This window comes from Pseudomonas sp. MWU16-30317 (assembly GCF_020515695.1).
Lineage (GTDB): Bacteria > Pseudomonadota > Gammaproteobacteria > Pseudomonadales > Pseudomonadaceae > Aquipseudomonas.
On record NZ_JAIWJA010000015.1, the window covers coordinates 1 to 24,657 of the forward strand.

The window sequence follows — 24,657 nt, forward strand, 5'->3', positions numbered from 1 at the left end:
AGAGCGGTGGGTTGATTCTTTCGTCTCAACCGAGGCGCGCATTCTACGCTAGCCTCACATCCTGTCAAGCGTTTATTTTGAAGTGTTTCGCTAGAAACCTGAACAACTTCAAACACTTGACTCGCTTCGATCTCTCGTTAGCGGGAGGCGAATTCTACAGCGTTTCAAACCGCTGTCAACCACCTTTTTCACCGCTTTCGAATCGTTCATTTAAGAACTGATCGAAACCTTACCTCGCCACCCTGAACCTGTAACTCGTTGATTAAAAAGGAGTTTCAAGTTCCGACTGCGCCGGAAGTGGGGCGAATTATAGACAGATTGAAACCCCCGTCAACCACTTTCTTAAAGAGTTGAACGCAGCAAGCTTCAAGCCACAAGAAAAGCACACCGGGGCCGCCTTTAGTTGCGGCTTGCATCTCTCCAGTGCGCACTATATTGCCCATCCAGCAAAGCTTGAGCATTATAGTCGGCTCAAGCCTGCCCAATGCCTCCTATATAAGCACCAGTCCCCATGACAACAACAAGTCGTAACCTCACCTCCACGCTCTACCCCATAGGCTTGCTGCTGATCGCCATGGCCACTATTCAATCCGGTGCTTCCCTGGCCAAAGAGTTGTTCCCGGTGGTAGGCGCCCAAGGGGCCACGGCCTTGCGGCTGATCTTTTCCAGCATCATCCTGGTGGCGATCTTCAAACCATGGCGCAGTAACTGGACACCGCAAAGCCTGCGCAACATCCTGTTCTACGGAATGGCGCTCGGCTTCATGAACCTTCTTTATTACCTGGCCATCCGCACCGTACCGCTAGGAATTGCAGTGGCGCTCGAGTTTACCGGGCCGCTGGCAGTGGCATTATTCGCCTCACGCCGCGCCATCGATTTCGTCTGGATTGCCCTGGCGGTCATCGGCCTAGTCCTGCTGATGCCGGCAATGGACTCGCCCACTAGCCTCGATCCGGTGGGCATGATCTATGCTCTGGGCGCTGGCGCCTGCTGGGCGGCCTATATCATCTTCGGAAAAAAAGCCGGGGATGACCACGGCGTGCAAGGCGCCGTACTCGGCGTAGTAGTTGCAGCCGTCTTCGTGGTGCCGGTAGGCATTGCCCATGCCGGTTCCGCACTGCTCAACCTGTCGTTGCTACCCATCGCCATTGGCGTCGCGATCCTGTCGACCGCCGTTCCCTATACCCTGGAGATGATTGCCCTGACCCGAATGCCGGCTCGCACCTTCAGCATTCTTATGAGTATCGAACCGGTGGCGGGCGCGCTGGCAGGTTTCCTGTTCCTCAGTGAGGTGCTGACACTGACCCAATGGCTGGCGATCATCGCCATCATCGTGGCCTCGGCAGGCACTACCCTTACCTCGCAAAAAGAGCCGGCCGCCACGCTGGCAGCCGACTGACCAGCACCCTGCCCTTAAAAGCGCTCGGTCCGCGCCTTCATCCACTCCAGCGCTGGCCCGGACAACAAAGGCGCCAGACGCTGGCGGACTTCGGCATGATAGTCATCGAGCCACAGTCGCTCTTCCCTGGACAACTCGTCACGCAAGAGGCAACGCGTGTCGATCGGGCACAGGGTCAGGGTTTCAAACCGCAGAAAATCACCGAACTCACTTTTCCCGGCTTCCTGGGTCAACACCAGATTCTCGATACGCACGCCCCATTGGCCGGGTCGATAGGTGCCCGGCTCCACCGAGGTGATCATGCCCTGCTGCATGGCGGTCTGCGGCCCAGGCGCAGCCTGATAGGCGATAACCTGCGGCCCCTCATGAACATTGAGGAAATACCCGACGCCATGACCCGTGCCGTGGCCGTAATCGACATTGTCGGCCCATAGCGGCGCGCGAGCGATGGCATCCAGTAATGGCGAAGCGATGCCCCGCGGAAACCGCGCCCGTGATAACGCGATCATGCCTTTTAGCACGCGCGTGCAATCGCGGCGTTGTGCCTCAGTGGGTGAGCCGATCGGCACCATCCGCGTAATATCGGTAGTGCCCCCTAGATACTGGCCACCGGAATCGATCAGCAATAAACCGTCGCCTTCAAGCGTGGCATGGGATGCCGCCGTGGCGCGGTAGTGCGGCATCGCGCCATTGGCATTGAAGGCCGCAATAGTGGCGAAGCTCGCACAGACATAGTCAGGACGACGAGTACGTGCAGCTGTCAGCTGTTCATCGATGGTGACTTCAGTGATGGTCTGCTGCCCCAATGCCGATTCCAGCCAGCTGAAAAACTCGCAAAGGGCCGCGCCGTCCTGCTCCATTGCCTGGCGCACGTGGGCAGCATCCGCTTCGTTTTTGCGCGACTTGAACAGGGTGGTCGGGTTGATGCCTTCGATCAACCGCACACTGGCTTGCAAGTGGCGGGTCAGGCCCACCGTGACCTTGGCCGGATCGAGCAGGACACTGGCCTGGGCAGGGACCGCCTCCAGGTCGGCACTGATCTGGGCGTAATCGCGAACCTCCACGCCCTGCTCCAGCAATCTGGCCCGCAGCGGCTCGGCGATTTTCCCGGCAGCCACATACAACCGTGCCACCCCCTCCCCCACCAGCGCGAACGCCAGGAACACCGGGTTGTAGGAAACGTCGGCGCCACGCAGATTGAACAGCCAGGCGATGTCATCCAGGGTGGCAAGGAAGTGCCAGTCGGCACCTTTATCTCGCAGTGCCTCACGCAAGCGCGACAGACGCAGCTGACGATCTTCACTGGCGAAGGGTGGCGCGTGCTCGAAAACGTCGGCGACTGGCAATGCGGGCCGATCGATCCATACCTCGCTCAGCAGATCGAGATCGGTACGCAACGAAGCGCCACGCGCGGCCAGTTTGTCGTTGAGACTGCGTGCCGACGCCAGGGCCATGACCGCACCATCGACTGCCACCGTCGCACCTTGCGCCACGTTTTCAGGCAGCCACTCCAGTGCGCCAGGTTGACCACTCATGAGCTTCATCAAGGCGATACCGGTACCGGCGAGTTCCTTTTCGGCCTGCTCCCAGTAACGGCTGTCGACCCAGAGCCCGGCAAAATCAGCGGTGACGACCAAGGTGCCGACTGAGCCATGAAAGCCGGACAGCCAGCGTCGCCCCTGCCAGTAGCGCGGCAGGTATTCGGAAAGATGAGGGTCTGCCGATGGTACCAGCAGGGCGCTGACGCCTTGGCCCGCCATGACTTCACGGACCTGGGCCAGGCGCGCGGGCACCTGGGCGTCGTTTGCAGAGGTTGTGCTCATAAAGATCTCCTGCGACCACGGCGTGCCGCCGTTATAAAGGGCCAGGCCGTCGATCATGAAGCAGGCTCGATGCTTGAGCAACCGTTGCGCCGGTGACTAGCCGGTCAGCAAAGCGATGGTGAAGAAAATGACCAATAAGAGTGAAAGCGGCATGCGGGCCTCCCTGCGCCTGGAAGTAAGATCAGAAGTCTGACGGATTGCGCACAGGCTACCGTTACGTCGGCCACTGAAAAAATCATCTGCCGTGATAGTGGTTATCGACCGCTAGTGGCACCACGCTCGGCTAAATGACCACGTTGCGGATGAAGCGCACCGCTTGGCTGCCGACATTGCGGTAGGCATGGGCGACATTGCTCGCGAACATATGGAAGTCGCCGGCCTGCAGTGCGTGAACCCGATCTGCCAGTTCGAGCTGGAGCGCGCCCTCGAACACGAACACCTGCTCGCTCCAGCCATCGGCATTGGCCTCGCTGGCGTAGCACTCGCCCGGTTCGAGGCGCCATTCCCACAATTCCACTTCGCGCCGCGCCAGGGCGCTGGCCAACAGCACACCGCGGCTGCCAGAACGCTCGCCGATCCAGGCAAGCTCTTCGATACGGCTTGGATCACGGGCCTCGAACGCTTGGATCAAGTCACTGAAGGCAACACCCAAGGCATCGGCGAGACGATCCAGGGTAGTGAGGCTGACGTTCTTTTCGCCTGCTTCGAGCGCTACCAGCATTCGCCGACTGACCCCGGATTTTTCTGCCAGCGCAGCCTGGCTGAGCCCCGCACCGTTGCGCAAACGGCGCAGATTCTGGCTGACGTGCTGGAGCACCGAGGTGCGGGGCTGGGGATCGCTGGGCACAATGTTCTCGCTGTTGGCGGCGGCTAAGGCGCATTGTGCGGTGCGCCCCACACCCAGAGCAAGGCAGCCCATGCTCGGTTTGAGCAGCGAAATCGTCATCGAACACCGCCTCGCAATCTTCACGCGCCAGCTATGGTGGTAATGAATCGTTCTTTGTAAAACCTTGTTATACAAAACCCAAGAGATGAACCGGCTCGATGCCTCGTTTACGGCCTCGACGAGTTGGTGATCAGCCCCCTGCCACGTATGATCGCTGGCATCCCTTTGCAGATGAAATCTATGTCTTTGATAGTTCTACTGCTTTTGCCCTTCCTGGGCAGCTGCGTGGCGGCCTTGCTGCCACACAACGCACGTAATGCCGAATCCTTGCTCGCCGGGCTGATTGCCTTGATCGGCACGGTGCAGGTGGCACTGTGGTATCCGCAGATTGCCAATGGCGGGGTGATCCGCGAAGAGTTCGCCTGGCTGCCGAGCCTGGGGATCAATCTGGTGCTGCGCCTGGACGGCTTCGCCTGGCTGTTCTCGCTGCTGGTGCTGGGCATCGGTACGCTGGTGTCGATCTACGCCCGCTACTACATGTCGCCGCAGGATCCGGTGCCGCGTTTTTTTGCTTTCTTCCTGGCGTTCATGGGCGCCATGCTGGGCCTGGTGATTTCCGGCAACCTGATCCAGATCGTGTTCTTCTGGGAACTGACCAGCCTGTTCTCGTTCCTGTTGATCGGCTACTGGCACCATCGCAGCGATGCCCGGCGCGGCGCCTACATGGCCTTGACCGTCACCGGCGCCGGCGGCCTTTGCCTGCTGGTGGGCGCCTTGCTGCTAGGGCACATCGTCGGCAGCTACGACCTGGATCCGGTACTTGCTGCCGGCGAGCAGATCCGCGCCAGCCACCTCTATCCCGTGATGCTGACGCTGGTGCTGCTGGGCGCCTTGAGCAAGAGCGCGCAATTCCCCTTCCATTTCTGGCTGCCCCACGCGATGGCGGCGCCAACCCCGGTTTCGGCCTACCTGCACTCGGCGACCATGGTCAAGGCCGGGGTGTTTCTGCTCGCTCGGCTGTGGCCGGCGCTGTCGGGCAGCGAGCAGTGGTTCTGGATGGTCGGCGGGGCCGGTGCCTGCACGCTGTTGCTCGGCGCTTATTGCGCGATGTTCCAGACCGACCTCAAAGGCTTGCTCGCTTACTCCACCATCAGCCATCTCGGGCTGATCACCCTGCTGCTGGGCCTCAACAGCCCACTGGCAGCCGTGGCGGCGGTGTTTCATATCCTCAACCATGCCACCTTCAAGGCCTCGCTGTTCATGGCTGCGGGCATCATCGACCACGAAAGCGGGACGCGCGATATCCGTCGCCTTAGCGGGCTGTTCCGCCTGATGCCGTTCACCGCGACCCTGGCCATGGTCGCCAGCGCCGCCATGGCCGGGGTGCCGTTGATGAACGGTTTCCTGTCCAAAGAGATGTTCTTCGCCGAAACCGTGTTCATCAGCGCCACTGCCTGGGTCGAATACGCCCTGCCGGTGATCGCCACCCTGGCGGGTACCTTCAGCGTGGTGTACTCCCTGCGCTTTACCGTCGATGTGTTTTTCGGCCCGCCGGCCACTGACCTGCCGCACACACCCCACGAACCGCCACGCTGGATGCGTGTACCGGTAGAACTGCTGGTACTGGCCTGCCTGGTGGTCGGCGTACTGCCCGCCCTGTCGGTGGGCGCGATCTTGGCAGCCGCAGCGCAACCGGTGGTGGGTGGCAGCTTGCCCGAGTACAGCCTGGCCATCTGGCATGGGCTGAATGCGCCGATGATCATGAGCCTGATCGCCATGACGACGGGTATCCTGATCTACCTGCTGTTGCACAAACCATTCAAGCACGGTCGCCTTGAAGGCGCTCCCTTGATTGGCCGACTGAGCGGCAAACGGCTCTTCGAGCGCTTGCTGGTCAGCCTGATGCGTGGCGCGCGGCGGCTGGAGCGACGCATCAGCACCCGCCGCCTGCAAACGCAACTGTTCATGCTGGTGGCCGTGGCCCTGCTCGCCGCATTCTTGCCGATGCTCGAGAGCGGACTGAGCTGGGGCGATCGGCCGAAAATCCCGGGCTCCGGCGTTTTCGTCGCCCTCTGGCTGAGCGCGATCGCCTGCGCCCTGGGCGCTGCCTGGCAAGCCAAGTATCACCGGCTGGCGGCGTTGACCATGGTCAGTGTCTGCGGCCTGATGACCTGCGTCACCTTCGTATGGTTTTCCGCCCCTGATCTGGCGCTGACTCAACTGGTGGTCGAGGTGGTCACCACCGTGCTGATCCTACTGGGCCTGCGCTGGCTGCCGCGCCGTATCGAAACCGTCCTGCCGACTCCGGCGCAACGAGGCAAGGCGCGTGTGCGCCGAGTCCGCGACCTGCTGCTGGCAGGTCTGGCGGGTGGCGGCATGGCGCTGTTGTCGTATGCCATGCTGACCCGCCCGACGCCGAATCATATCTCGTCTTTCTATCTGCGCCGGGCCCTCCCGGAAGGCGGCGGCACCAATGTGGTGAACGTCATGCTGGTGGACTTCCGCGGCCTCGACACGCTGGGGGAAATCACCGTACTGGCGGTGGTCTCGCTGGTGGTCTTCGCCCTGCTGCGACGCTTCCGCCCGCCCAGGGAGAGCATGCAGTTGCCCGCGCAACAGCGGCTGCTGGCGCCCGACGTAGTCACCGACCTGATCAACCCGCGCAGCGCCAGCGACACCGCACTGGGTTTCATGATGGTGCCGGCGCTGCTGGTGCGCCTGCTGCTGCCCGTGGCGCTGGTGATTTCCATGTACCTGTTCATGCGCGGACACAACCAGCCCGGCGGCGGGTTCGTTGCCGGGCTGGTGATGTCGGTAGCATTCATTCTGCAATACATGGTGGCAGGAACGCAGTGGGTCGAAGCGCGCATGAGCCTGCGCCCTTTGCGCTGGCTCGGCACCGGGCTGCTCTGCGCGACGGCGACGGGTGCAGGCTCGCTGTATTTCGGCTATCCGTTCCTGACCACCCACACCGCCCACCTGCATCTACCGCTGCTGGGTGACCTGCACGTGGCCAGCGCGCTGTTCTTCGACATTGGCGTGTATACCGTGGTGGTCGGCTCGACGCTGCTGATTCTTACCGCCCTGGCGCACCAGTCGGTGCGCAGTCATCGTCCGTCGAGCCTGCCGCGTTCCGTTGCACCAAAAGGAGCCGCCTGATGGAAGAAGTCATCGCAATCGCCATTGGCGTCCTGTCCGCGTCCGGCGTTTGGCTGATCCTGCGCCCACGGACCTTCCAGGTGGTCATGGGCCTGTGCCTGCTGTCCTACGGGGTCAACCTGTTCATTTTCAGCATGGGCAGCCTGTTCATCGGCCGCGAGCCGATCGTCAAGGACGGCGTCCCGCAGGACCTGCTGCACTACACCGACCCGCTGCCGCAGGCCTTGGTGCTCACCGCCATCGTCATCAGCTTCGCCATGACCGCGCTGTTCCTCGTCGTGCTGCTGGCCTCCCGGGGCCTGACCGGCACTGACCATGTCGACGGTCGGGAGCCCCAGGAATGAGCTTGATGCCAACCCTGATCATCGTGCCTGTTCTGCTGCCGTTGCTGACGGCAGCGGTGATGTTGCTGCTCGGGGAAAAACACCGCCCCCTGAAGGCGCAGATCAACCTGCTGTCGACCGTCGCAGGCCTGCTCACCGCCGTACTGTTGATGCTGCAGGTACAACAGGGCAGCAGCTCGATCGGCGTCTATCTGCCCGGCAACTGGGAAGCGCCCTTCGGCATCGTGCTGGTCGCCGACCGGCTGGCCGCGTTGATGATGGTCCTGACCGGGATCATCGCCAGCTGCGCGCTGCTCTTCGCCATGGCACGCTGGGATCGGGCGGGCGCGAGTTTTCATGCCATGTTCCAGATCCAGTTGATGGGGTTGTATGGCGCCTTCCTGACCGGTGATCTGTTCAACCTGTTCGTGTTTTTCGAAGTGCTGCTGGCAGCATCATACGGGCTGATGCTGCATGGCTCGGGGCGCGCCAGGGTGTCGGCCGGCATGCATTACATAGCGATCAACCTGCTGGCGTCGTCGTTGTTTTTGATCGGCGCGGCGATGATCTACGGTGTCACCGGCACCCTGAACATGGCAGACCTGGCGATCAAGATCCCTCAGGTGGCTGCCGCCGATCGCGGGCTACTGCACGCGGGCGCGGCGATTCTGGCCACGGCGTTTCTCGCCAAGGCTGGCATGTGGCCGCTGAATTTCTGGCTGGTGCCCGCCTATTCAAGCGCCAGTGCGCCGGTGGCCGCCTTGTTCGCAATCATGACCAAGGTCGGCCTGTACACGGTGTTGCGACTATGGACACTGCTGTTTTCCGATGAGGCCGGCGCCTCCGCGCACTTCGGTGGCGAATGGTTGATCATCGGCGGCTTGGCCACCATTGCCTGCGCAGCGCTGTCGATCCTCGCGGCACAACGCCTGGAGCGCATGGCCAGCCTGAGCATCCTGGTCTCGGCCGGCACCCTGCTCGCCGCCATAGGCTTCGGTGAGCAGAGACTCACAGGGGCGGCGCTGTTCTATCTGGTGAGCTCGACCCTGGCCCTGTGCGCACTGTTTCTGCTGGCTGAACTGATCGAGCGCTCGCGCTCGGCCAACGATATCGCGCTTGAAGACGACAGCGACGCCCTGCCCCGTGCCCTGGAATCCCTGCACCCGCCCAAGGGTATCAATCTGGACGACGAGCAAAAAGCCGTGGTCGGTCAGGTCATCCCCTGGACCATGGCGTTTCTGGGCCTGAGTTTCATTGCGTGCGTATTGCTGATCGTCGGCATGCCGCCCTTGTCCGGGTTCATCGGCAAGCTGAACCTGATCAGCGCGTTGTTCAACCCCCATGGCCTGCAAGCACCGGGTGTGGCATTGTCCAGCGAAGGCTGGATCTTCATCGCCTTGCTGGTGATATCGGGACTGGCCTCACTGATGGGCCTGACCCGGGTCGCCATCCAGCGATTCTGGACGCCCCAGGATCGCCCCTCGCCGCTGTTGCGGCGCAACGAATGCATTCCCATCGTCATCCTGCTGGCGCTATCGATTGCGATGACGTTCAAGGCCGAGCCGCTGCTGCGCTACACCCAGGACACCGCCGCCGAGCTCGCAAATTCGTCTCGCTATGTCGAAGCCGTATTGGCGCGCAAGGCCCGACCAGGCCCACTCTCAGACCAGATCTTGGCACCCATGCCGCCCCCCCTGGGAGAAACGCCATGAAGCGCCTGTTCCCCGCGCCCCTGCTGTCCGTCGCCTTGCTGCTGTTATGGCTGCTGCTGAACCTCTCGTTCAGTGCAGGCCAGGTGTTGCTGGGGGTGTTGTTCGGTGTTCTCGCCCCCCTGCTGATGGCGCCGCTGCGTCCGTCCCATCCGCATATTCGCCGACCATTGACAGTACTACGCCTGCTGGGGCGAGTGGGAATCGACCTTGTGGCCTCCAATCTGCAGGTCGGCTGGCAAGTCTGGAGCCTCGACCAACGTGCGCCGCGCTCGGCGTTCGTCAAGGTGCCCCTGGACCTGCGCGATCCCGCCGGGCTGGCAACGCTGTCGATCGTCTGCACGGTCATTCCAGGCACCGTCTGGTCCGAGCTGGCGCTGGACCGCAGCCTGCTGCTGATACATGTCTTCGATCTGGACGACGAGGCGCGTTTCATCGCCCATTTCAAGGCTACTTACGAACGCCCGCTGATGGAGATCTTCCAATGAGCCCGCTGCTCGATAATGCCATCCTGACGAGCCTGTGCATCTTCGCCCTGGCCATGCTGCTGACGCTGATCCGGCTGTTTCGCGGGCCCTCGGCACAGGATCGGGTCCTCGCCCTCGACTACCTGTACATCCTCGCCATGTTGATGATGCTGGTATTGGGGATTCGCTATGCCAGTGACACCTACTTCGAAGCTGCCCTGCTGATCGCGCTGTTCGGCTTTGTCGGCTCGTTCGCCCTGGCCAAATTCCTGCTGCGCGGAGAAGTGATCGAATGACCGACACCCACCTGTTGCCGATGTGGATCGAAGTACTCATCTGCGTCTTGCTGGTCGCCAGCAGCCTGTTCGCGCTCAGCGGCGCGCTGGGCCTGCTGCGCCTCAAGGACTTCTTTCAACGCATGCACCCTCCGGCGCTGGCCTCGACACTGGGAGTCTGGTGCGTGGCCATTGCCTCGATCCTGTATTTTTCGGCGCTCAAGCACAGCCTCGTATTGCACGCGTTGCTGATTCCGATCCTGCTGGCGATCACCATGCCGATCACTACCCTGCTGCTGGCCAGGGCCGCGCTGTTTCGCAAGCGCATGGCCAAGGACGCCGTACCAGCGGAGATCAGCAGCCGCGATTCGTCCGGCGGCGCCTGAATGCTACTTGAGCGCCGCCGCCACTTTGTCGGCGACATCGGCGGGTAACCAGGCACGCCACAACTTGGGCTGCTCACGCATGAAGCTCTCAGCTGCCTCGCGCGGCTGGCGATGATGCTCGCTCATATCTGCCAGTGCCTGGTTCAGCGGGTCGATGGGGATCTGTACCTTGGTGAACGCCGCAGCGATCTGCGGGTACTGCTGCTCGAAAGGCACCGACACGCCGATCGACAGTTTGGATGCCAATGACCGAGTCGGCTTGGGATTGGGATTGTCGGCGTCAGTGAGGGTCTTCCAAGCCTCAGCGTCGAATGCCGGCTCTTCAAGCTGAATCAGCTTGAAGCGGCCAAGCAACGGTGTCGGCGACCAATAGTAGAACAGCACCGGCTTGCCGCGCTTGATCGATGAAGCGATCTCCGCATCCAGGGCTGCACCCGAACCGCTACGGAAATTGGTGTAGCTGTCGGTCAAGCCATAGGCCTTGAGTTTCTGCGCGTTGACCACTTCCGAGGTCCAGCCGATCGGGCTGTTGAGAAACCGTCCCTTGTCGGGCGCTTCCGGGTCCTTGAACACGTCCTTGTAGCGCGGCAGATCGCTGACACTCTTAAGGTCCGGCGCTAAAGGCTTGATGCCTCGAGAAGCGTCACCCTTGACCACATACTCCGGCACCCACCAGCCTTCGGTGGCGCCGGTGACGATATCGCCCAGGCCCTTGACCTTGCCATCGGCCTCAGCTTTGACCCACACCGGGCTGCGGCCGGCCCATTCCTCGCCGATGACCTGAATGTCGTTTTTCGCCAGGGCCGTTTCCAGGGTGATGGTGGTGCCCGGCAAGGTATCGGTCGGCAGTTCGTAGCCCTTCTCGACGATGACCCGCAGGATCTCGGTGATCAGGCTGCCGCTCTCCCAATTCAGGTCAGCGAAATGCACGGGCGTGGCTGCAGCCTGCACTGGTGCTTGAGTTGTCAGGGCGATCAGCGCAGCGGCCAACAGCGTGCGTAGTCCTTTCATGCTCGTCTTCCTCGAATCTCGGGGGGCTTCATTCAGTCAACAGACTGTAGACGAGGTTCCTTCGGGCACGCGAGCTTTGCGTTCGGTAGTCCCTGTGGCCTGCGCGCAATCACTCGCTGGGCTTGAACGTCAATTCGCCCTTGCGCCACTTGGCCGCCTTGCTCGACGCCGCCTTGAGCGTCTTGGCCAGGCCGACTTGCAGCTGCTCGTGCGCGGCGAAAACCATCACCACGGTCTGCCCTTCCTTGAACACGATGCCATGGCCCTCGGCGGTATCGACGAAGGCGTATTCGCCCAGGCCATAGACGGTCAGCTTGATCTCGCGGAACTTGATCTCGAACTTGCCGCCTTCGCGGCTTGGCAGTACGGCCGCGCGGAAGTGATCGCCTACTTTGAGTTCAAGGCGCTGTTTGTCATCAACCACCAAAGCGGTTTGCGTATCGATCTCGGCCATGTAAAGGCCTTCGGCGGTCTGCTCGGTGACATAGACAAAACGCGATTGAAACTGCTTGACCAACTTAGCGCGCAAATCGCCCAGTACGAAAAGGGCGTGCATATCCAGATTACTTACTGCCAATGAAAGGTCTCCCCAGATGAAAAACCGTTGTTTGCGGACACGGCCGGATGGCCGGTTCACACGCCACGGAGCACACAACTGACCACAAGGGCCAACCCATGAAGATTAAATGAAATGACCGTTTGATAACCGCCAGTGCAACGTCTCGACATAAAACCCAATGCCGAGGATTTTTCCTACAGCGCTTCGAAGCCTCTGTCAGAATTTTCGGCAGAATACTGCAAGTAGAAAAGAATTTTCCGACATTCAGCACCTGAAAAACATGAGATAGATAGCCCCTCGGTCGCCGCCCATGCCTGGCGGCCCTACCTATCCGATTGCCCAGCGTGAATATGGAGTGCGCACAACCATGCCAGACACCAACAAAAACCCCCGTCAAGCCTCGGCCCAGAGCTCACCCAGCGCACATTACGCCCAATATCCAGTGGTGGCCAAGAGCCCTGCGGCGGTGCTGCCAATATATCGAGTGATTCCCGCCGGCAAGGCGTTCTATCACGTCGTCGAGACCGCCACCAACCGCGTCATCGGCTACCGCCGCCACCATGCGGACGCCTGCGCACTGGCCCGACAGCTAGAGACCGGTGGAACGGACGGACAGATGCGTATTCGTTCGAACTCTGGCGCCTAGCGTCGTTCCAATCTCCCAACAGCGAAACAATCAACCATCTGCGGCACAGCCTGCCGAGGAGTCGACATGGAATTGCAAAACAACGATCTGGGTACCCTGTTCGAGCAACTTGCCTTGGACAGCGACCCGGCGAGCATCGACGATTTCATTGCCACCCATCAACTGAGCGCCGATGTGAAGCTGGTCGATGCCGATTTCTGGTCACCCGCACAGGCAGCTTTTTTGAAGGAGCAACTGCGTGAAGATGCCGACTGGGCAATGACGGTCGATGAACTCAATGTACGATTGCACGAAACCCCGCAGCAGTAACGCCCATACCGCTCGGTTCGGTGGCCCAACGTATCGAAGCGACTACCGCTTCAGCGCGGTGCCCACCCCGATGTCCTCGAGTTCACCGTCGACGGCGGCCTGTTCCTCGATGCTTTCAAGCAGGCCGAACATGGTCCGCCAGGCGCCGCGGCACTCTTCTGCCTCGGCGCGGCTGCCAAACGCAGTTCCCCGCTGCTCGCCATTGACGAGCACCACCCAGCAGACCTTGTGACCTTGATTGCGCAGGGCCTGAGGGACCCCGCTGCCGATCATCACGGCAATATCGATCTTGCACTGCATGACCTCCCTCCCGAGATTTCATAGCCAGCTAACGATACGTCCATGGTAGAGAGATATTCCCTGCGCAAACAGCAACTTGCGGCACAGCAGCATTACCGCTTACGCAACAATAGCTGTGCAAGCACGTGATGCCCGGCGCATAGCCGATGGACTTGAAAGGTTATCGGCAGGATCGGTGTTGGATTGAGCGACTTTGATCAGCGCCAAGCCATCATATGGCCATTATCTACCGTTGCCTGCATCGAGGCAACGGCATTCGCAGCGCGCCGACGAGCTGGGAGAGGACAGGGGGTGTCCACTCCGCTCGACGATCTCAGCGGTGGTCAAGCGCGGCCTCAGGCCTGACGCTGGTGCCGATCGATCTGCTCGTGACGCTCTTGAGCCTCGATGCAGTACTTGGTGGTCGGGCTGATCAGCAGGCGCTTGAGGCCGATGGCCTCGCCGCTGTCGTCGCACCAGCCAAAACTGTCATCGGCAATACGGCCCAGGGCCATTTCCAGCTGCGGCAGCATACGCTGATCGCGGTCAATCGCATTGACCAGCCAGGTACGCTCTTCTTCCACCGAAGCGGCATCGGCAGGATCGGCTGGCGTGTCCAGGCTTTCGATAGCTACACGATTCTGCTCGATACGCTCGTGGGTCTCGATCTTCATGCCCTGCAACAGCTCGACGAAGAAAGCGTGCTGCTCGGCGTTCATGTAGTCATCCGCCGGCATGGCCAGCAACTTTTCCTTTGTCATTGATTTCTCTATAAAAAATACGTGCATTCAGGCGAATCGTGGTGCATGTCGGGGGCGTGCCCTCGGCATGCGGCAATCTCCAAGCGCCAGCCGGCACTCATTTATGAGGGGCGGCAGTCTAAGGCGGCTTCACCTGCGCAGCAATAGGGTTGAAGGCCCAATTGACCAATAACCCCTTCAGGAGCAGCAAAGGCGGCCGTTCGCTGATGAAAAATGCGGGCGAGTGTTCAATAATGAGTCTCATTATGTTACAAGTTAGCATCCTTATTCCTATCTGCCGGTGTTCGATGCTCGTTCCGTTCTTAATCATGCTGCGCGAAGGTATTGAAGCTGCCTTGGTCGTTGGCATCATCGCCAGCTATCTCAAGCAGACCGGTCGCGGCCAATGGATGCCCGCCGTATGGGTCGGGGTCTTTCTTGCCGTGGCCCTGTCGCTGCTGGTAGGCGGCGGCCTGGAGCTGGTCAGTGCGGAATTCCCGCAGCGCCAGCAAGAGCTTTTCGAAAGCGTGATCGGTATTGTCGCGGTGGTGTTCCTCTGCACCATGGTCACCTGGATGCGCAAGGTGTCCCGCTCGATCAAGCATTCGCTGCACGCCTCCCTCGATCAGGCGCTGGCCGGTTCGCAGAACCAGGTCTATGCGCTGATTGGCATGGTGTTCTTCTCGGTAGCCCGTGAAGGCCTCGAAACGGTGTTTTTCCTGCTCGCCGTGTTCCAGCAGAGCACCGGCGCCTCGGCGCCTCTGGGCGCGCTGTTAGGCCTTATTTGCGCGGTGATCGTCGGCCTCGCGCTATACAACGGCAGCATGCGCCTGAACCTCGGCGCGTTCTTCCGCTGGACCAGCCTGTTCATTCTATTCGTCGCGGGCGGCATTCTCTCCAACTCGGTGCGCTCGCTGCACGAGGCCGGTGTCTGGAACTCCCTGCAGGACGTAGTCTTCGACATCAGCGCCATACTGCCGATGGATGGCCCGGTGGGCTCGGTCCTGGCCGGCATGTTCGGATATCAGGATGCACCGACCGTGAGCGTGCTCGGCGCCTACTTGATTTTCATGATCGTGGCGCTGGTGCTGTTTTTCATGCCGGTGCCCAATCGTGCCGCAGCCCCAGCCAATAAACCTTCTGTTTCGCATCAATAAGGCCTTCCATGTCCAACCCAGCATCCCCTCTGCCACCGCGCCTGATTCGCGTGGCGGTGGCCGGTTCGGTAATCCTCATGATCGCTGCCGGCGGCCTGTTCTATTACGCCTCGAAGTCTGCCTCGAGCAAACGCGCGGCCAATAGCGAAGGTGAGATCACCGTTACCATCCACCCGAAGAGCTGCGAACCGAACTCGCTGACGCTGCCGGCCGGCAAGGCCCGCTTCAAGATAGTCAACGCCTCGGACCGTGCAGTGGAATGGGAGATCCTCGACGGCGTGCTGGTGGTCGAAGAGCGTGAAAACATCGTGCCCGGCCTGAGCTCGATCATCAACGCCAACCTGCAGCCTGGCGACTACGCCATCACCTGCGGCCTGCTGAGCAACCCGCGTGGCACGCTGCACGTCACCGCGACGGCAGAATCCGATGCCCAGGCCAAGGCCAAGCCATCGCTGGTCAATTTCGTCGGCCCGCTGTCCGAGTACCGCGTGTACCTGAGCATGCAGGGCAGCGCGCTGATCCAGGCCGTGGATGCCCTCAATGCCGCCATCGCGCTGGGCGACCTGGCCCAGGCACAAGCGCTGTACGTACCCGCGCGTACCATATATCAGCACATCGCCCCTGCCGCACAGCGCATGGCCGAATTGAACAACGCCATCGAAGCCCGCGCCGACTATTACGAAAAACGCGAGCAGGACCCAGGTTTTGGCGGCTTCCACCGTCTGGAGTACGGCCTGTTCGCCAAGAACAGCGTCGATGGCCTGACGCCGGTCGCGAAAAAACTGCTGGCCGACGTTACTCGCATGAAGCAGGAACTGCTGGCCCAGCAACTGCCGCCGGAGCAGTTGATCACCATCATTTCGCGCAACATTCGCAGCCTCGCCGAGACCCGCAGCAACGGCGAAGAAGAGCGTTACAGCCACAGCGACCTCAACGGTTTTGCCGCCAACCTGGAAGGCACCCGCAAGGTTGTCGACTTGCTGCGCCCACTGCTGACCAAGTCCGGCCCGCAAGTACTGGCCAGCATCGATACCGCCGCCAACGACCTCGACGTGCAACTCAACGGCTTCAAGGACCACGACGCCTATATCTCGTACGACAAGGTCGATGCCTCGCAGCGCAAGCAGATCGCCGACCGCGCCAAGGCCCTGGCTGACGCATTGGACGGAATTTCTCCTGCCCTCGGCCTGACCGGCCAGTAACCACGTAGACGATATTCGATGAAAGACTCAGACAACGCGCCACATTCGCTGCAACGCCGCAAGGTCCTCATGGGCCTCGGCGCTGCCGGTGCTGCCTTGGCCGGCAGTGCACTGACCTGCCCGGCCATGGCCGCTGAAGCCAAGGTCACCGAAGCGCCGCACAGCGACAAGACCGCCGACGCGCACGCCTATGAAGGCGTGCATCAGTCCGGCATCGTCACCCCGCGCCCGACTGCCGGCATGATGGTGTCTTTCGACGTGCTGGCCCAGGACCGCGAGGACCTGGAGCGCCTGTTCCGCACCCTCGACGAGCGTATCCGCTTCCTGATGAAAGGCGGCCCGGTTGCCGAGATCGACCCCAAGCTGCCGCCGCCGGACTCCGGCATCCTCGGCCCGGTGGTCACTCCGGACAACCTGACCATCACCGTCTCGGTAGGCAATTCGCTGTTCGACGAGCGTTTCGGCCTGGCTGCGGTCAAGCCCAAACGCCTGAGCCAGATGGTCGGTTTCCCCAACGACGGCCTCGAGGCCGCCTGCTGCCACGGCGATATCTCTCTGCAGTTCTGCTCCAACAGCGCCGACACCAACATCCACGCCCTGCGTGACGTGATCAAGAACCTGCCTGACCTGTTGTTCGTGCGCTGGAAGCAAGAAGGCACCGTGCCGGCGCAACCGCCGCTCAAACCCGGCCAACCGCCGGAGAGCGCGCGCAATTTCCTGGGTTTCCGCGACGGCTCGGCCAACCCCGACTCCAACGACGCCAAAGCCATGAACGCCCTGGTCTGGGTGCAACCGGACAGCGACGAGCCGGCCTGGGCCGCCAACGGCAGCTACCAGGTGGTGCGGATCATTCGCAACCTGGTCGAGCGCTGGGACCGCACCCCGCTGCAGGAGCAGGAAAGCATCTTCGGGCGCAAGAAGCCCACCGGCGCGCCCATGGACGGCAAGGTCGAGACCGACGTCCCCGACTACGCCAAGGACCCGGAAGGCAAGATCACCAAGCTCGACGCGCACATCCGCCTGGCCAATCCGCGCACGCCGCAATCGCAGGCCAACCTGATCCTGCGCCGCCCGTTCAACTATTCCAACGGCGTCAACAAGAATGGCCAGCTCGACATGGGGCTGCTGTTCATCTGCTACCAGGCTGACCTGGAAAAAGGATTCATCACCGTGCAGACCCGCCTTAACGGCGAGCCCCTGGAGGAGTACCTCAAGCCGACCGGTGGCGGGTACTTCTTCACTCTGCCCGGCGTGAAAGGCGACAAGGACTTCATCGGTCAGTCGCTGCTTGCTGCTTCGCATACAAAAACCGTGGCCTGACCCTTAATATTGCGTATGAGAACTTCCATGAAAAAGACACCGCTGGCGCTGTTGATGACCCTGGGTATGCTGAGCACGCCGTTCTCGGCATTCGCCGCCGCTCCGGCGACGCTGGATCTGGTCGCACCGATCTCCGACTACAAGATTTACGTGACCGAGCAAGTCGACCAACTGGTTACCCAGACTCAGGCCTTCACCGACGCCATCAACAAGGGCGACATCGCGACCGCCAAGAAACTGTACCCCACCACTCGTGTGCACTATGAATCGATCGAGCCGATTGCCGAACTGTTCAGCGACCTGGACGGTTCGATCGACTCACGCGTAGACGACCACGAAAAAGGCGTCGACGCTGAGGACTTCACCGGCTTCCACCGCCTGGAATACCTGCTCTGGGACAAGAAGACCACCGATGGCACCAAAGAGCTGACCGCCGGCCTGCTCAAGGACGTCAAGGACCTGCAGACCCGCATCGCTGGCCTGACCTTCCCGCCTGAGAAAGTCGTTGGCGGCGCTGCTGCGCTGATGGAAGAAGTCGCGGCCACCAAAGTGTCCGGCGAAGAAGACCGTTACAGCCATACCGACCTGTATGACTTCCAGGGCAACGTCGACGGCGCGAAGAAAATCGTCGATCTGTTCCGTCCACAAGTCGAGAAGACCGACAAGGCCTTCATTGCCAAGGTCGACAAGAACTTCGCCACGGTCGACAAGATCCTGGCCAAGTACAAGACCAAGGACGGCGGCTACGAGACTTATGACAAGGTCAAGGAAGCTGATCGCAAGGCCCTCATCGGTCCGGTCAACACCTTGGCTGAAGACCTGTCGACCCTGCGCGGCAAGCTGGGCCTGAACTAAGGCTGACCAACACGGTGGGAGCGGTCTCTGCCCGCGAAGTTCTTTGCGGCCAGAGCCCGCTCCCACTGGTTCATCGATGCTCCTGGGATCAAATTCACTGATCCACCCGCAACACCCTCACTGATAACAGCCCGCCCCGCTTGCCCCCTCCCTGCCCGCGCACTAGATTAGCCTTCAGCTCGACACTGAAACGAAGGTAACGCCATGGCACTCACGGACACCGCCACCGATGTACGCCCGGGCGAAGCCCTCGACGGCACGCGTATCGACCCCTGGCTCAAGGCCCACCTGCCCGACCTGCAGGGCACCCCGAACATCCGCCAGTTTCCCGGGGGCGCCTCCAACCTCACCTACCTGCTCCAGTACCCGCAGCGCGAGCTGGTGCTCAGGCGCTCCCCCTTCGGCCACAAGGCCCGCAGTGCCCATGACATGGGCCGCGAATTCCGCATCCTCAACGCGCTGCGCCCGGCGTTTGCCTATTGCCCGCAGGCCCTGCTGCATTGCACGGATGAAGCCGTCATCGGGGCCGAGTTCTATGTGATGGAGCGGGTCGAAGGCATCATCCTGCGCACCGATCTGCCCGAAGCGCTGAACTTCGATCCGTCGAGCACTCGCCGCCTGTGCGAGAGCTTTATCGATCGGCTGGTGGAGCTGCACCACGTCGACTATGTCGCCTGTGGCCTGGGCGACCTTGGCAAGCCCGTGGGATACGTGCAGCGTCAGGTGGGCGGCTGGAGCGAGCGCTACGATCAGGCCCGCACCCCGGACGCGCCGGCATGGAACACCGTCAAGTCCTGGCTGCGCGACAAACAGCCGCCAGACAGCGGCCGCGTCAGCCTGCTGCACAACGATTACCGCTTCGACAATGTCATCCTCGACCCGGCCGACCCGCTGCGCATCATCGGCGTGTTGGACTGGGAGCTGGCCACCCTGGGTGACCCGCTCATGGACCTGGGCAACTCGCTGGCCTACTGGATCGAAGCTGACGATCCCGCGCCCCTGCAAGGGATGCGGCGCCAGCCCAGCGACGCCCCGGGCATGCTCAGCCGCGAGGCATTCGTGGCGTACTACGCACAACGCGCGGGCATCGGGGTGAGTAACATGGACTTCTATCGGGTCTATGGTCTGTTCCGTCTGGCCGGGATCATCCAGCAGATCTACTTTCGTTTCTATCACGGGCAGACCGCCGATCCGCGCTTTGCTTCGTTCATCCACATGAATGGTTTGCTCGAACAGATGGGCCTGCAGGTCATCGAGCAATCGCGGCTCTGAGCACCGCAGCCTCCAGCCCGCTCGCCGCCAAGCCGATGGCTGCAGGCACGGGCCGCCCCCCCCTTCACCTTCCAAGGACAACGCCAGTGACCAAGACCACCCTGTTCGACCTCGACGGCAAGATCGCTTTCGTTTCCGGCGCCAGCCGCGGTATTGGTGAAGCCATCGCGCGCCTGCTGGCCCGGCAAGGCGCCCATGTGATCGTCTCGAGCCGCAAGCTGGAAGGCTGCCAGGCGGTCGCGGATGCGATCGTTGCCGACGGAGGCAAGGCCACGGCCATGGCCTGTCATATCGGCGAGATGACGCAGATCGAGGCAGTGTTCGCGGCAGTGGCCGAGCAGTTCGGGCGCCTGGATATCCTGGTCAACAACGCCGCGACCAATCCGCAATTCGGCCATGTGCTCGATACTGACCTGGCGGCGTTCCAGAAGACGCTGGACGTGAATATCCGTGGCTACTTCTTCATGTCGGTGGCGGCTGGCAAGCTGATGCGCGGGCATGGCGGCGGCAGCATCATCAACGTGGCGTCGATCAACGGGGTCACGCCGGGGCATTTCCAGGGGGTGTATTCGATCACCAAGGCGGCGGTGATCAACATGACCAAGGTATTCGCCAAGGAGTGCGCGCCCCTGGGGATCCGCTGCAATGCACTGCTGCCCGGGATCACCGACACGCGTTTCGCCTCGGCGCTGGTCAATAACGAGGCGATCCTCAAGACGGCCATGGTGCAGATCCCGCTCAAGCGGGTAGCCCAGCCCGAAGAGATGGCCGGGGCGGTGTTGTACCTGGCCAGCGATGCGTCGAGCTATACCACGGGTACGGCGATCAATGTGGATGGCGGGTTTCTGGCTTGAGATCCCGCCCTGGCAACATAAAACCACCCGACCCTCACCAGCATGGATCGCCCCTGAATCCCTAGGTACAATGCCGGCTTTCGCGGTGCACCATTGGCGCCGCATCCCTGCCCAGCAAGTTGCCTTCCATGCCCTTCGAACTCAGCGTCAGCCTTACCACCCTCGGGATACTCGCGGTTGTAGCCTTCGTGGCCGGATTCATCGATGCCATCGCCGGCGGCGGCGGTCTGCTGACCACCCCGGCGTTGCTCACCGCCGGCCTGCCGCCGCACCTGGTACTGGGCACCAACAAGCTCAGTTCGACCTTCGGCTCGGCCACCGCCGGTTTCACCTTCTACCGGCGCAAGCTGTTCCATCCGCGGCAATGGACCCACGCCCTGATCTGCACCGCCATCGGCGCGCTGGTCGGCGCTGTGGTCGCCCATTACCTGCCTGCCGAATGGCTGAACAAGATGCTCCCGGTGATCGTCTTCGGGTGCGGCCTGTACCTGCTGTTCGGCGGCACGCCCAAGGCGCCGCTGGACGTCGACGTACCGATCCGCAAAAAATGGCAATCGCCGCAGGGCTTCACACTGGGTTTCTATGACGGCGTCGCCGGGCCGGGGACTGGCGCGTTCTGGACGGTGAGCACGCTCTTGCTCTATCCGATCGACCTGGTCAAGGCCAGCGGTGTGGCGCGCAGCATGAACTTCGTCAGTAACGCTGCGGCACTCATGGTGTTCGTCATCAACGGCCAGGTGGACTGGTTGATCGGCCTGTGCATGGGCACCTGCGTGATGATCGGCGCGTTCTTCGGCGCACGCACGGCCATCGGCGGCGGGGCCAAGTTCATTCGGCCGGTGTTCATCAGCGTGGTGCTGGCACTGACCGTGCGCCTGGCCTGGCAGCACTGGTTCGGCCAGGCGTGAATACCAGCTTGAACCGGGGGCATGGTGTCCCCCTCATAGCATGGGGTTTCAATCCGATGTGACCGTTCTGGCGGCACGCACCGCGGTGACGATTCCCGCCAGCGGCGCGAAGGCAAACAGCCCGAACAGCCACATCGCCGCAGCGCTGATACCTTGCGCATCGCCTGGATCGCCGAGCCCCGCCAGATTGACGATCATCCCCGCAAAGGCCGCACCCAACGCCGTCGCGAACAGTTGCACGGTGGTGATCGATGCGCCCGCGCAGTCCTGATCCCGCACCGGTGTCACCACCAGCACCTGCGTCAACAGGTGCGGCCAGCCCAGCCCGATTCCGAAGCCGACCAGCCCCAGGCCCACGCAGATCAACGTCAGTGCTTGTCCGGACTCATCGCCCGAACGCGGCATGCTCAACGCCAGCAACAGCATGCCCAGGAGCACGAGCACTGGCCCGTTGATGATCGCCAAGCGAACGCCACGCGCCTTCCAGCCCGAACTCAGGACTTCCGACACCGTCCATCCTGCCGCCATCAAGGCTGCGATGTAGCCGCTGATCAAAGGTGTTTGCCCGTGCAGCTTTTGCAGGAAATACGGCACAAAGGTCTCGCTGGTCATGCCAACCACCAAGAGCCCCATGGTGAGGTACAGGGCAAGCAAAGGCGAGCGCAAGCTCAGTGCCGAAGCCGGCAGCAGGCGTACCACCGCACGACGCTCCAAACGCACCAGCATGGACATCAGCGCCGAAGCGACGACCACACCGCTGGCATTCCAGATTGGATCGACCGAAGCACTGCCCGCACTCACCACCAGCACCGCGCCGACCAACAACAGGAGTTGCGGCATCGCGACGGGATTGGCATCGCCCTCGGCCTTGGCTTTTTCTGGCAGGAGCTTCCACACCAGCACGCCATACACCGCTGTGACCGGCACCAAAAACCCGAAAGCCCAGCGCCACGCCTGCAGTTCGGCGAACACCCCGCCGATGGCTGGCCCCAAGAGCGTCGCCAGGCCCCACATCGCCGAGACCAGGGCCATGGCTCGCGGCCAGAGCCGCTCCGGCAGGACCACATTGATCATCGAATAACTCAGCGCAAATAAAAATCCCCCGCCCAGCCCCTGGATCGCCCTGCCCGTCAGCATCACCAGCATATTCGGCGCCAGCGCACAGGTCGCGCTGCCGAGCATAAACGCCAGTGCGGCCACCGCGTAGGCGCCCTTTGAGCCATGACGCCCGAGCAGCCGAGTGGTCAAGGCCGAACCGAGGATCGAAGCGACAACGAACAGTGTGGTGTTCCATGAATAGAGATTCAGGCCACCAATATCCGCGACCACCGATGGCAACACCGTGGTCGCGATATAGATATTGATGGCGTGCAATGCCACGCCACCGGCCAAAGCAGCCGAACACGCGGCGTTCCGGCCGCGCAACAATTGCGCCCATGTTCCTTGTACCGTCGACATAGTGCCTCCCAGGCTGGCGGTGCGCGAAGTTGCCAACAGGCTGGCAATCGCTTATTTTGTTTTACAAAGAATTTACTTTTTTTATTCTTCGAGTGAGCACCTCATTTGTCAAGAGAAAGCTTGGAAAATCCCCCTGGGTCTACCGCAGACCGCCTGCTGTGGCTGTTGAAGACGCGCGGCCCACAGCAAGCGGTAGAGGCCGGCCAGGCGCTGGGCATGACCAGCGAGGCGGCACGCCAACAATTCGTCAAGCTGGGAGGCAGCGGCCTGGTCGAGGCTTATTCGCAACCCCGTGGCGTGGGGCGGCCGATACAGCTCTGGCAGCTGACCGGCAAAGGCCACAGCCGCTTTCCCGACAGCCACGGCGATTTGACCGTGCAGTTGCTCGACGCGGTGCGGGAAACGTTCGGTGAAAATGCGATAGATCGGTTGATCGAGGTGCGTGAACAGCGCAATGGCGAAAACTATGCGCTGGCCATGGCGGATGCAACGAACCTCGAGGACAAAGTCAGAAGCCTCAGCGAAGTGCGCAGCCGGGAAGGTTATATGGCGGAATATGCTGCCACGCAGGACGGTGCCTTCCTGCTGATCGAGAACCACTGCCCGATCTGCGCGGCCGCCAGTGCCTGCCAGAATTTTTGCCGCTCAGAGTTGCAGCTGTTCGAACAAGTGCTCGGCGCGCGCGTGGAGCGTGTCGAGCATCTGCTGACGGATTCGCGGCGGTGTGTGTATCGCGTCAGTGAGTTGTGACCAAGGATGTGGGTGCGCTCGAGGGCCCCTCCGCCGCCGAAGGGGCCATCAGGTGTGCGCGACAATTATCCTGGCATCGTCGGCTCTGGCAAACCGAGGCGCTGAGCAACGTACAGGTCGATCAGATACCGTGCGATCGACCGCGACATCGGCAGCGGTGGCAGCGCATCCACCCGAAACCACTGGGCATCTTCGATCTCGTCGGCCTGAGGCACGATATCGCCTGCGGCGTACTCGGCATGAAAGCCCAGCATCATCGAATGCGGGAACGGCCAGCACTGGCTGCCCACATAGCGAATATTCTTCACCTCGAGCTGCACTTCCTCGAACACCTCGCGCACCACGCACTCTTCAGCCGACTCGCCCGGCTCGGCGAAACCGGCCAAGGTGCTGTAGACCCCGGTGACGAAACGCGGTGAGCGGGCCAGGAGGATTTCGTCCCCGCGCGTGATCAGCACGATCATGCTCGGCGAGATCCGCGGATACGCCCGCAGATCACAAGCCTCGCAATGCATGGCACGCTCACGCGGCACCTGCACGTTCGCCGCGCCGCAACGGCCACAGAAGCGGTGCTCGTTGGCCCAGGTGGCAATCTGCGCGGCATAGGCGAGCACCCGGTAATGGGCGAAGTCGTCATTGAGCATGAACGCGCGCAGGCCCTGCCATTGACCGCCGGGCAGTTGCGCCGCGCCATCGAGCACCAGCAAATACACCGGTTCGCCGTCGAAATGGCCGATGCCGTGTTCGAACGCCAGTGGCAGATCGAGGCCCTTGACCCATTCACGAGAGAACAGCACGCCGTTATCGTCGAAGGCGAAGCCTTGCTTGCTGAACACCACGGCCAGGCCGCCGCGGGTTTGAGTATCCAGTACCGAAGTGATCCATCGTTGCGACATCACGGAAATTCCTT

At 61.8% G+C, this 24,657-nt stretch carries 25 protein-coding genes; 17 read left to right on the top strand and 8 right to left on the bottom strand.

Annotation, left to right across the window (positions count from 1 at the left end; all coding sequences use genetic code 11):
- The first annotated feature begins 511 nt into the window (after window positions 1-511).
- Window positions 512-1,399: a threonine/homoserine exporter RhtA gene (gene rhtA, locus LIX93_RS28015; protein WP_226507275.1), complete on the top strand. Its 888-nt coding sequence runs from the start codon at window positions 512-514 to the stop codon at window positions 1,397-1,399.
- A 14-nt stretch (window positions 1,400-1,413) separates the two neighbouring features.
- On the opposite strand, the gene LIX93_RS28020 is transcribed toward rhtA, so the two are convergent.
- Window positions 1,414-3,222, bottom strand: coding sequence for an aminopeptidase P family protein (locus LIX93_RS28020; RefSeq protein ID WP_226507276.1), 1,809 nt, complete (start codon window positions 3,220-3,222; stop codon window positions 1,414-1,416).
- A 283-nt stretch (window positions 3,223-3,505) separates the two neighbouring features.
- On the bottom strand, window positions 3,506-4,072 hold the full coding sequence (locus LIX93_RS28025) for an XRE family transcriptional regulator (RefSeq protein ID WP_226507347.1): 567 nt from the start codon (window positions 4,070-4,072) through the stop codon (window positions 3,506-3,508).
- 276 nt (window positions 4,073-4,348) lie between these two features.
- Between LIX93_RS28025 and LIX93_RS28030 the strand changes: the two genes are divergently transcribed.
- From LIX93_RS28030 to LIX93_RS28055, 6 genes are read left to right on the top strand one after another with little or no spacing between them, the layout of a single operon-like run.
- Window positions 4,349-7,267 (top strand): monovalent cation/H+ antiporter subunit A, encoded by a 2,919-nt coding sequence (locus LIX93_RS28030; protein ID WP_226507277.1) that lies wholly within the window; start codon window positions 4,349-4,351, stop codon window positions 7,265-7,267.
- The gene (locus tag LIX93_RS28035; RefSeq protein WP_226507278.1) at window positions 7,267-7,611 is read left to right on the top strand and encodes a Na+/H+ antiporter subunit C; all 345 of its coding nucleotides are present in this window, start codon (window positions 7,267-7,269) and stop codon (window positions 7,609-7,611) included. The genes LIX93_RS28030 and LIX93_RS28035 overlap by 1 nt, the downstream gene beginning before the upstream one ends.
- Window positions 7,608-9,302: a monovalent cation/H+ antiporter subunit D gene (locus tag LIX93_RS28040; protein ID WP_226507279.1), complete on the top strand. Its 1,695-nt coding sequence runs from the start codon at window positions 7,608-7,610 to the stop codon at window positions 9,300-9,302. Before LIX93_RS28035 ends, LIX93_RS28040 begins: the two co-directional genes overlap by 4 nt.
- Window positions 9,299-9,787, top strand: a complete 489-nt coding sequence (locus LIX93_RS28045; RefSeq protein WP_226507280.1) for a Na+/H+ antiporter subunit E — start codon at window positions 9,299-9,301, stop codon at window positions 9,785-9,787. The genes LIX93_RS28040 and LIX93_RS28045 overlap by 4 nt, the downstream gene beginning before the upstream one ends.
- Window positions 9,784-10,062 (top strand): K+/H+ antiporter subunit F, encoded by a 279-nt coding sequence (locus LIX93_RS28050; RefSeq protein WP_226507281.1) that lies wholly within the window; start codon window positions 9,784-9,786, stop codon window positions 10,060-10,062. The genes LIX93_RS28045 and LIX93_RS28050 overlap by 4 nt, the downstream gene beginning before the upstream one ends.
- On the top strand, window positions 10,059-10,427 hold the full coding sequence (locus LIX93_RS28055; RefSeq protein ID WP_226507282.1) for a Na+/H+ antiporter subunit G: 369 nt from the start codon (window positions 10,059-10,061) through the stop codon (window positions 10,425-10,427). The genes LIX93_RS28050 and LIX93_RS28055 overlap by 4 nt, the downstream gene beginning before the upstream one ends.
- Window positions 10,428-10,430: 3 nt before the next feature.
- On the opposite strand, the gene LIX93_RS28060 is transcribed toward LIX93_RS28055, so the two are convergent.
- Window positions 10,431-11,438 carry an ABC transporter substrate-binding protein gene (locus LIX93_RS28060; protein WP_226507283.1) on the bottom strand — a complete coding sequence of 336 codons (1,008 nt, stop codon included), beginning with the start codon at window positions 11,436-11,438 and terminating at the stop codon, window positions 10,431-10,433.
- A 109-nt stretch (window positions 11,439-11,547) separates the two neighbouring features.
- Window positions 11,548-12,015 carry a hypothetical protein gene (locus LIX93_RS28065; protein WP_226507284.1) on the bottom strand — a complete coding sequence of 156 codons (468 nt, stop codon included), beginning with the start codon at window positions 12,013-12,015 and terminating at the stop codon, window positions 11,548-11,550.
- 349 nt (window positions 12,016-12,364) lie between these two features.
- Here LIX93_RS28065 and LIX93_RS28070 point away from each other — a divergent pair, with 349 nt between their 5' ends.
- Window positions 12,365-12,643, top strand: a complete 279-nt coding sequence (locus LIX93_RS28070; RefSeq protein WP_226507285.1) for a hypothetical protein — start codon at window positions 12,365-12,367, stop codon at window positions 12,641-12,643.
- A gap of 66 nt (window positions 12,644-12,709) precedes the next feature.
- A complete protein-coding gene (locus tag LIX93_RS28075) occupies window positions 12,710-12,952 on the top strand; it encodes a DUF2789 domain-containing protein (RefSeq protein WP_226507286.1) in 243 nt (80 codons plus the stop codon).
- 42 nt (window positions 12,953-12,994) lie between these two features.
- Here LIX93_RS28075 and LIX93_RS28080 read toward each other — a convergent pair whose 3' ends face one another.
- Together LIX93_RS28080 and LIX93_RS28085 are read right to left on the bottom strand one after the other, a co-directional pair.
- On the bottom strand, window positions 12,995-13,252 hold the full coding sequence (locus LIX93_RS28080; protein WP_226507287.1) for a hypothetical protein: 258 nt from the start codon (window positions 13,250-13,252) through the stop codon (window positions 12,995-12,997).
- Window positions 13,253-13,587: 335 nt separating this feature from the next.
- Window positions 13,588-13,992, bottom strand: coding sequence for a TraR/DksA C4-type zinc finger protein (locus LIX93_RS28085; protein WP_226507288.1), 405 nt, complete (start codon window positions 13,990-13,992; stop codon window positions 13,588-13,590).
- Between the two features lie 287 nt (window positions 13,993-14,279).
- Between LIX93_RS28085 and efeU the strand changes: the two genes are divergently transcribed.
- The 7 genes from efeU to LIX93_RS28120 all read left to right on the top strand — a co-directional run bounded on the left by efeU (window position 14,280) and on the right by LIX93_RS28120 (window position 21,539).
- The gene (gene efeU / locus LIX93_RS28090; RefSeq protein ID WP_226507348.1) at window positions 14,280-15,128 is read left to right on the top strand and encodes an iron uptake transporter permease EfeU; all 849 of its coding nucleotides are present in this window, start codon (window positions 14,280-14,282) and stop codon (window positions 15,126-15,128) included.
- A gap of 8 nt (window positions 15,129-15,136) precedes the next feature.
- Window positions 15,137-16,330 carry an iron uptake system protein EfeO gene (gene efeO, locus LIX93_RS28095; RefSeq protein ID WP_226507289.1) on the top strand — a complete coding sequence of 398 codons (1,194 nt, stop codon included), beginning with the start codon at window positions 15,137-15,139 and terminating at the stop codon, window positions 16,328-16,330.
- Window positions 16,331-16,348: 18 nt separating this feature from the next.
- Window positions 16,349-17,650, top strand: coding sequence for an iron uptake transporter deferrochelatase/peroxidase subunit (efeB, locus tag LIX93_RS28100; protein WP_226507290.1), 1,302 nt, complete (start codon window positions 16,349-16,351; stop codon window positions 17,648-17,650).
- Window positions 17,651-17,677: 27 nt separating this feature from the next.
- Window positions 17,678-18,505 carry an iron uptake system protein EfeO gene (efeO, locus tag LIX93_RS28105; protein ID WP_226507291.1) on the top strand — a complete coding sequence of 276 codons (828 nt, stop codon included), beginning with the start codon at window positions 17,678-17,680 and terminating at the stop codon, window positions 18,503-18,505.
- A 204-nt stretch (window positions 18,506-18,709) separates the two neighbouring features.
- Complete coding sequence (locus LIX93_RS28110; protein ID WP_226507292.1) at window positions 18,710-19,777, top strand: phosphotransferase family protein; 1,068 nt, start codon at window positions 18,710-18,712, stop codon at window positions 19,775-19,777.
- Between the two features lie 86 nt (window positions 19,778-19,863).
- Window positions 19,864-20,631, top strand: coding sequence for an SDR family oxidoreductase (locus LIX93_RS28115; RefSeq protein WP_226507293.1), 768 nt, complete (start codon window positions 19,864-19,866; stop codon window positions 20,629-20,631).
- A 128-nt stretch (window positions 20,632-20,759) separates the two neighbouring features.
- Window positions 20,760-21,539, top strand: coding sequence for a TSUP family transporter (locus LIX93_RS28120; RefSeq protein WP_226507294.1), 780 nt, complete (start codon window positions 20,760-20,762; stop codon window positions 21,537-21,539).
- Between the two features lie 48 nt (window positions 21,540-21,587).
- Here the strand turns inward: LIX93_RS28120 and LIX93_RS28125 are convergent, their stop codons facing one another.
- Window positions 21,588-22,997, bottom strand: coding sequence for an MFS transporter (locus tag LIX93_RS28125; RefSeq protein WP_226507295.1), 1,410 nt, complete (start codon window positions 22,995-22,997; stop codon window positions 21,588-21,590).
- Between the two features lie 120 nt (window positions 22,998-23,117).
- Between LIX93_RS28125 and LIX93_RS28130 the strand changes: the two genes are divergently transcribed.
- Window positions 23,118-23,747, top strand: a complete 630-nt coding sequence (locus LIX93_RS28130) for a metalloregulator ArsR/SmtB family transcription factor (RefSeq protein ID WP_226507296.1) — start codon at window positions 23,118-23,120, stop codon at window positions 23,745-23,747.
- A gap of 65 nt (window positions 23,748-23,812) precedes the next feature.
- Here LIX93_RS28130 and nudC read toward each other — a convergent pair whose 3' ends face one another.
- Window positions 23,813-24,643, bottom strand: coding sequence for an NAD(+) diphosphatase (gene nudC, locus LIX93_RS28135; protein WP_226507297.1), 831 nt, complete (start codon window positions 24,641-24,643; stop codon window positions 23,813-23,815).
- Window positions 24,644-24,657: the final 14 nt, after the last annotated feature.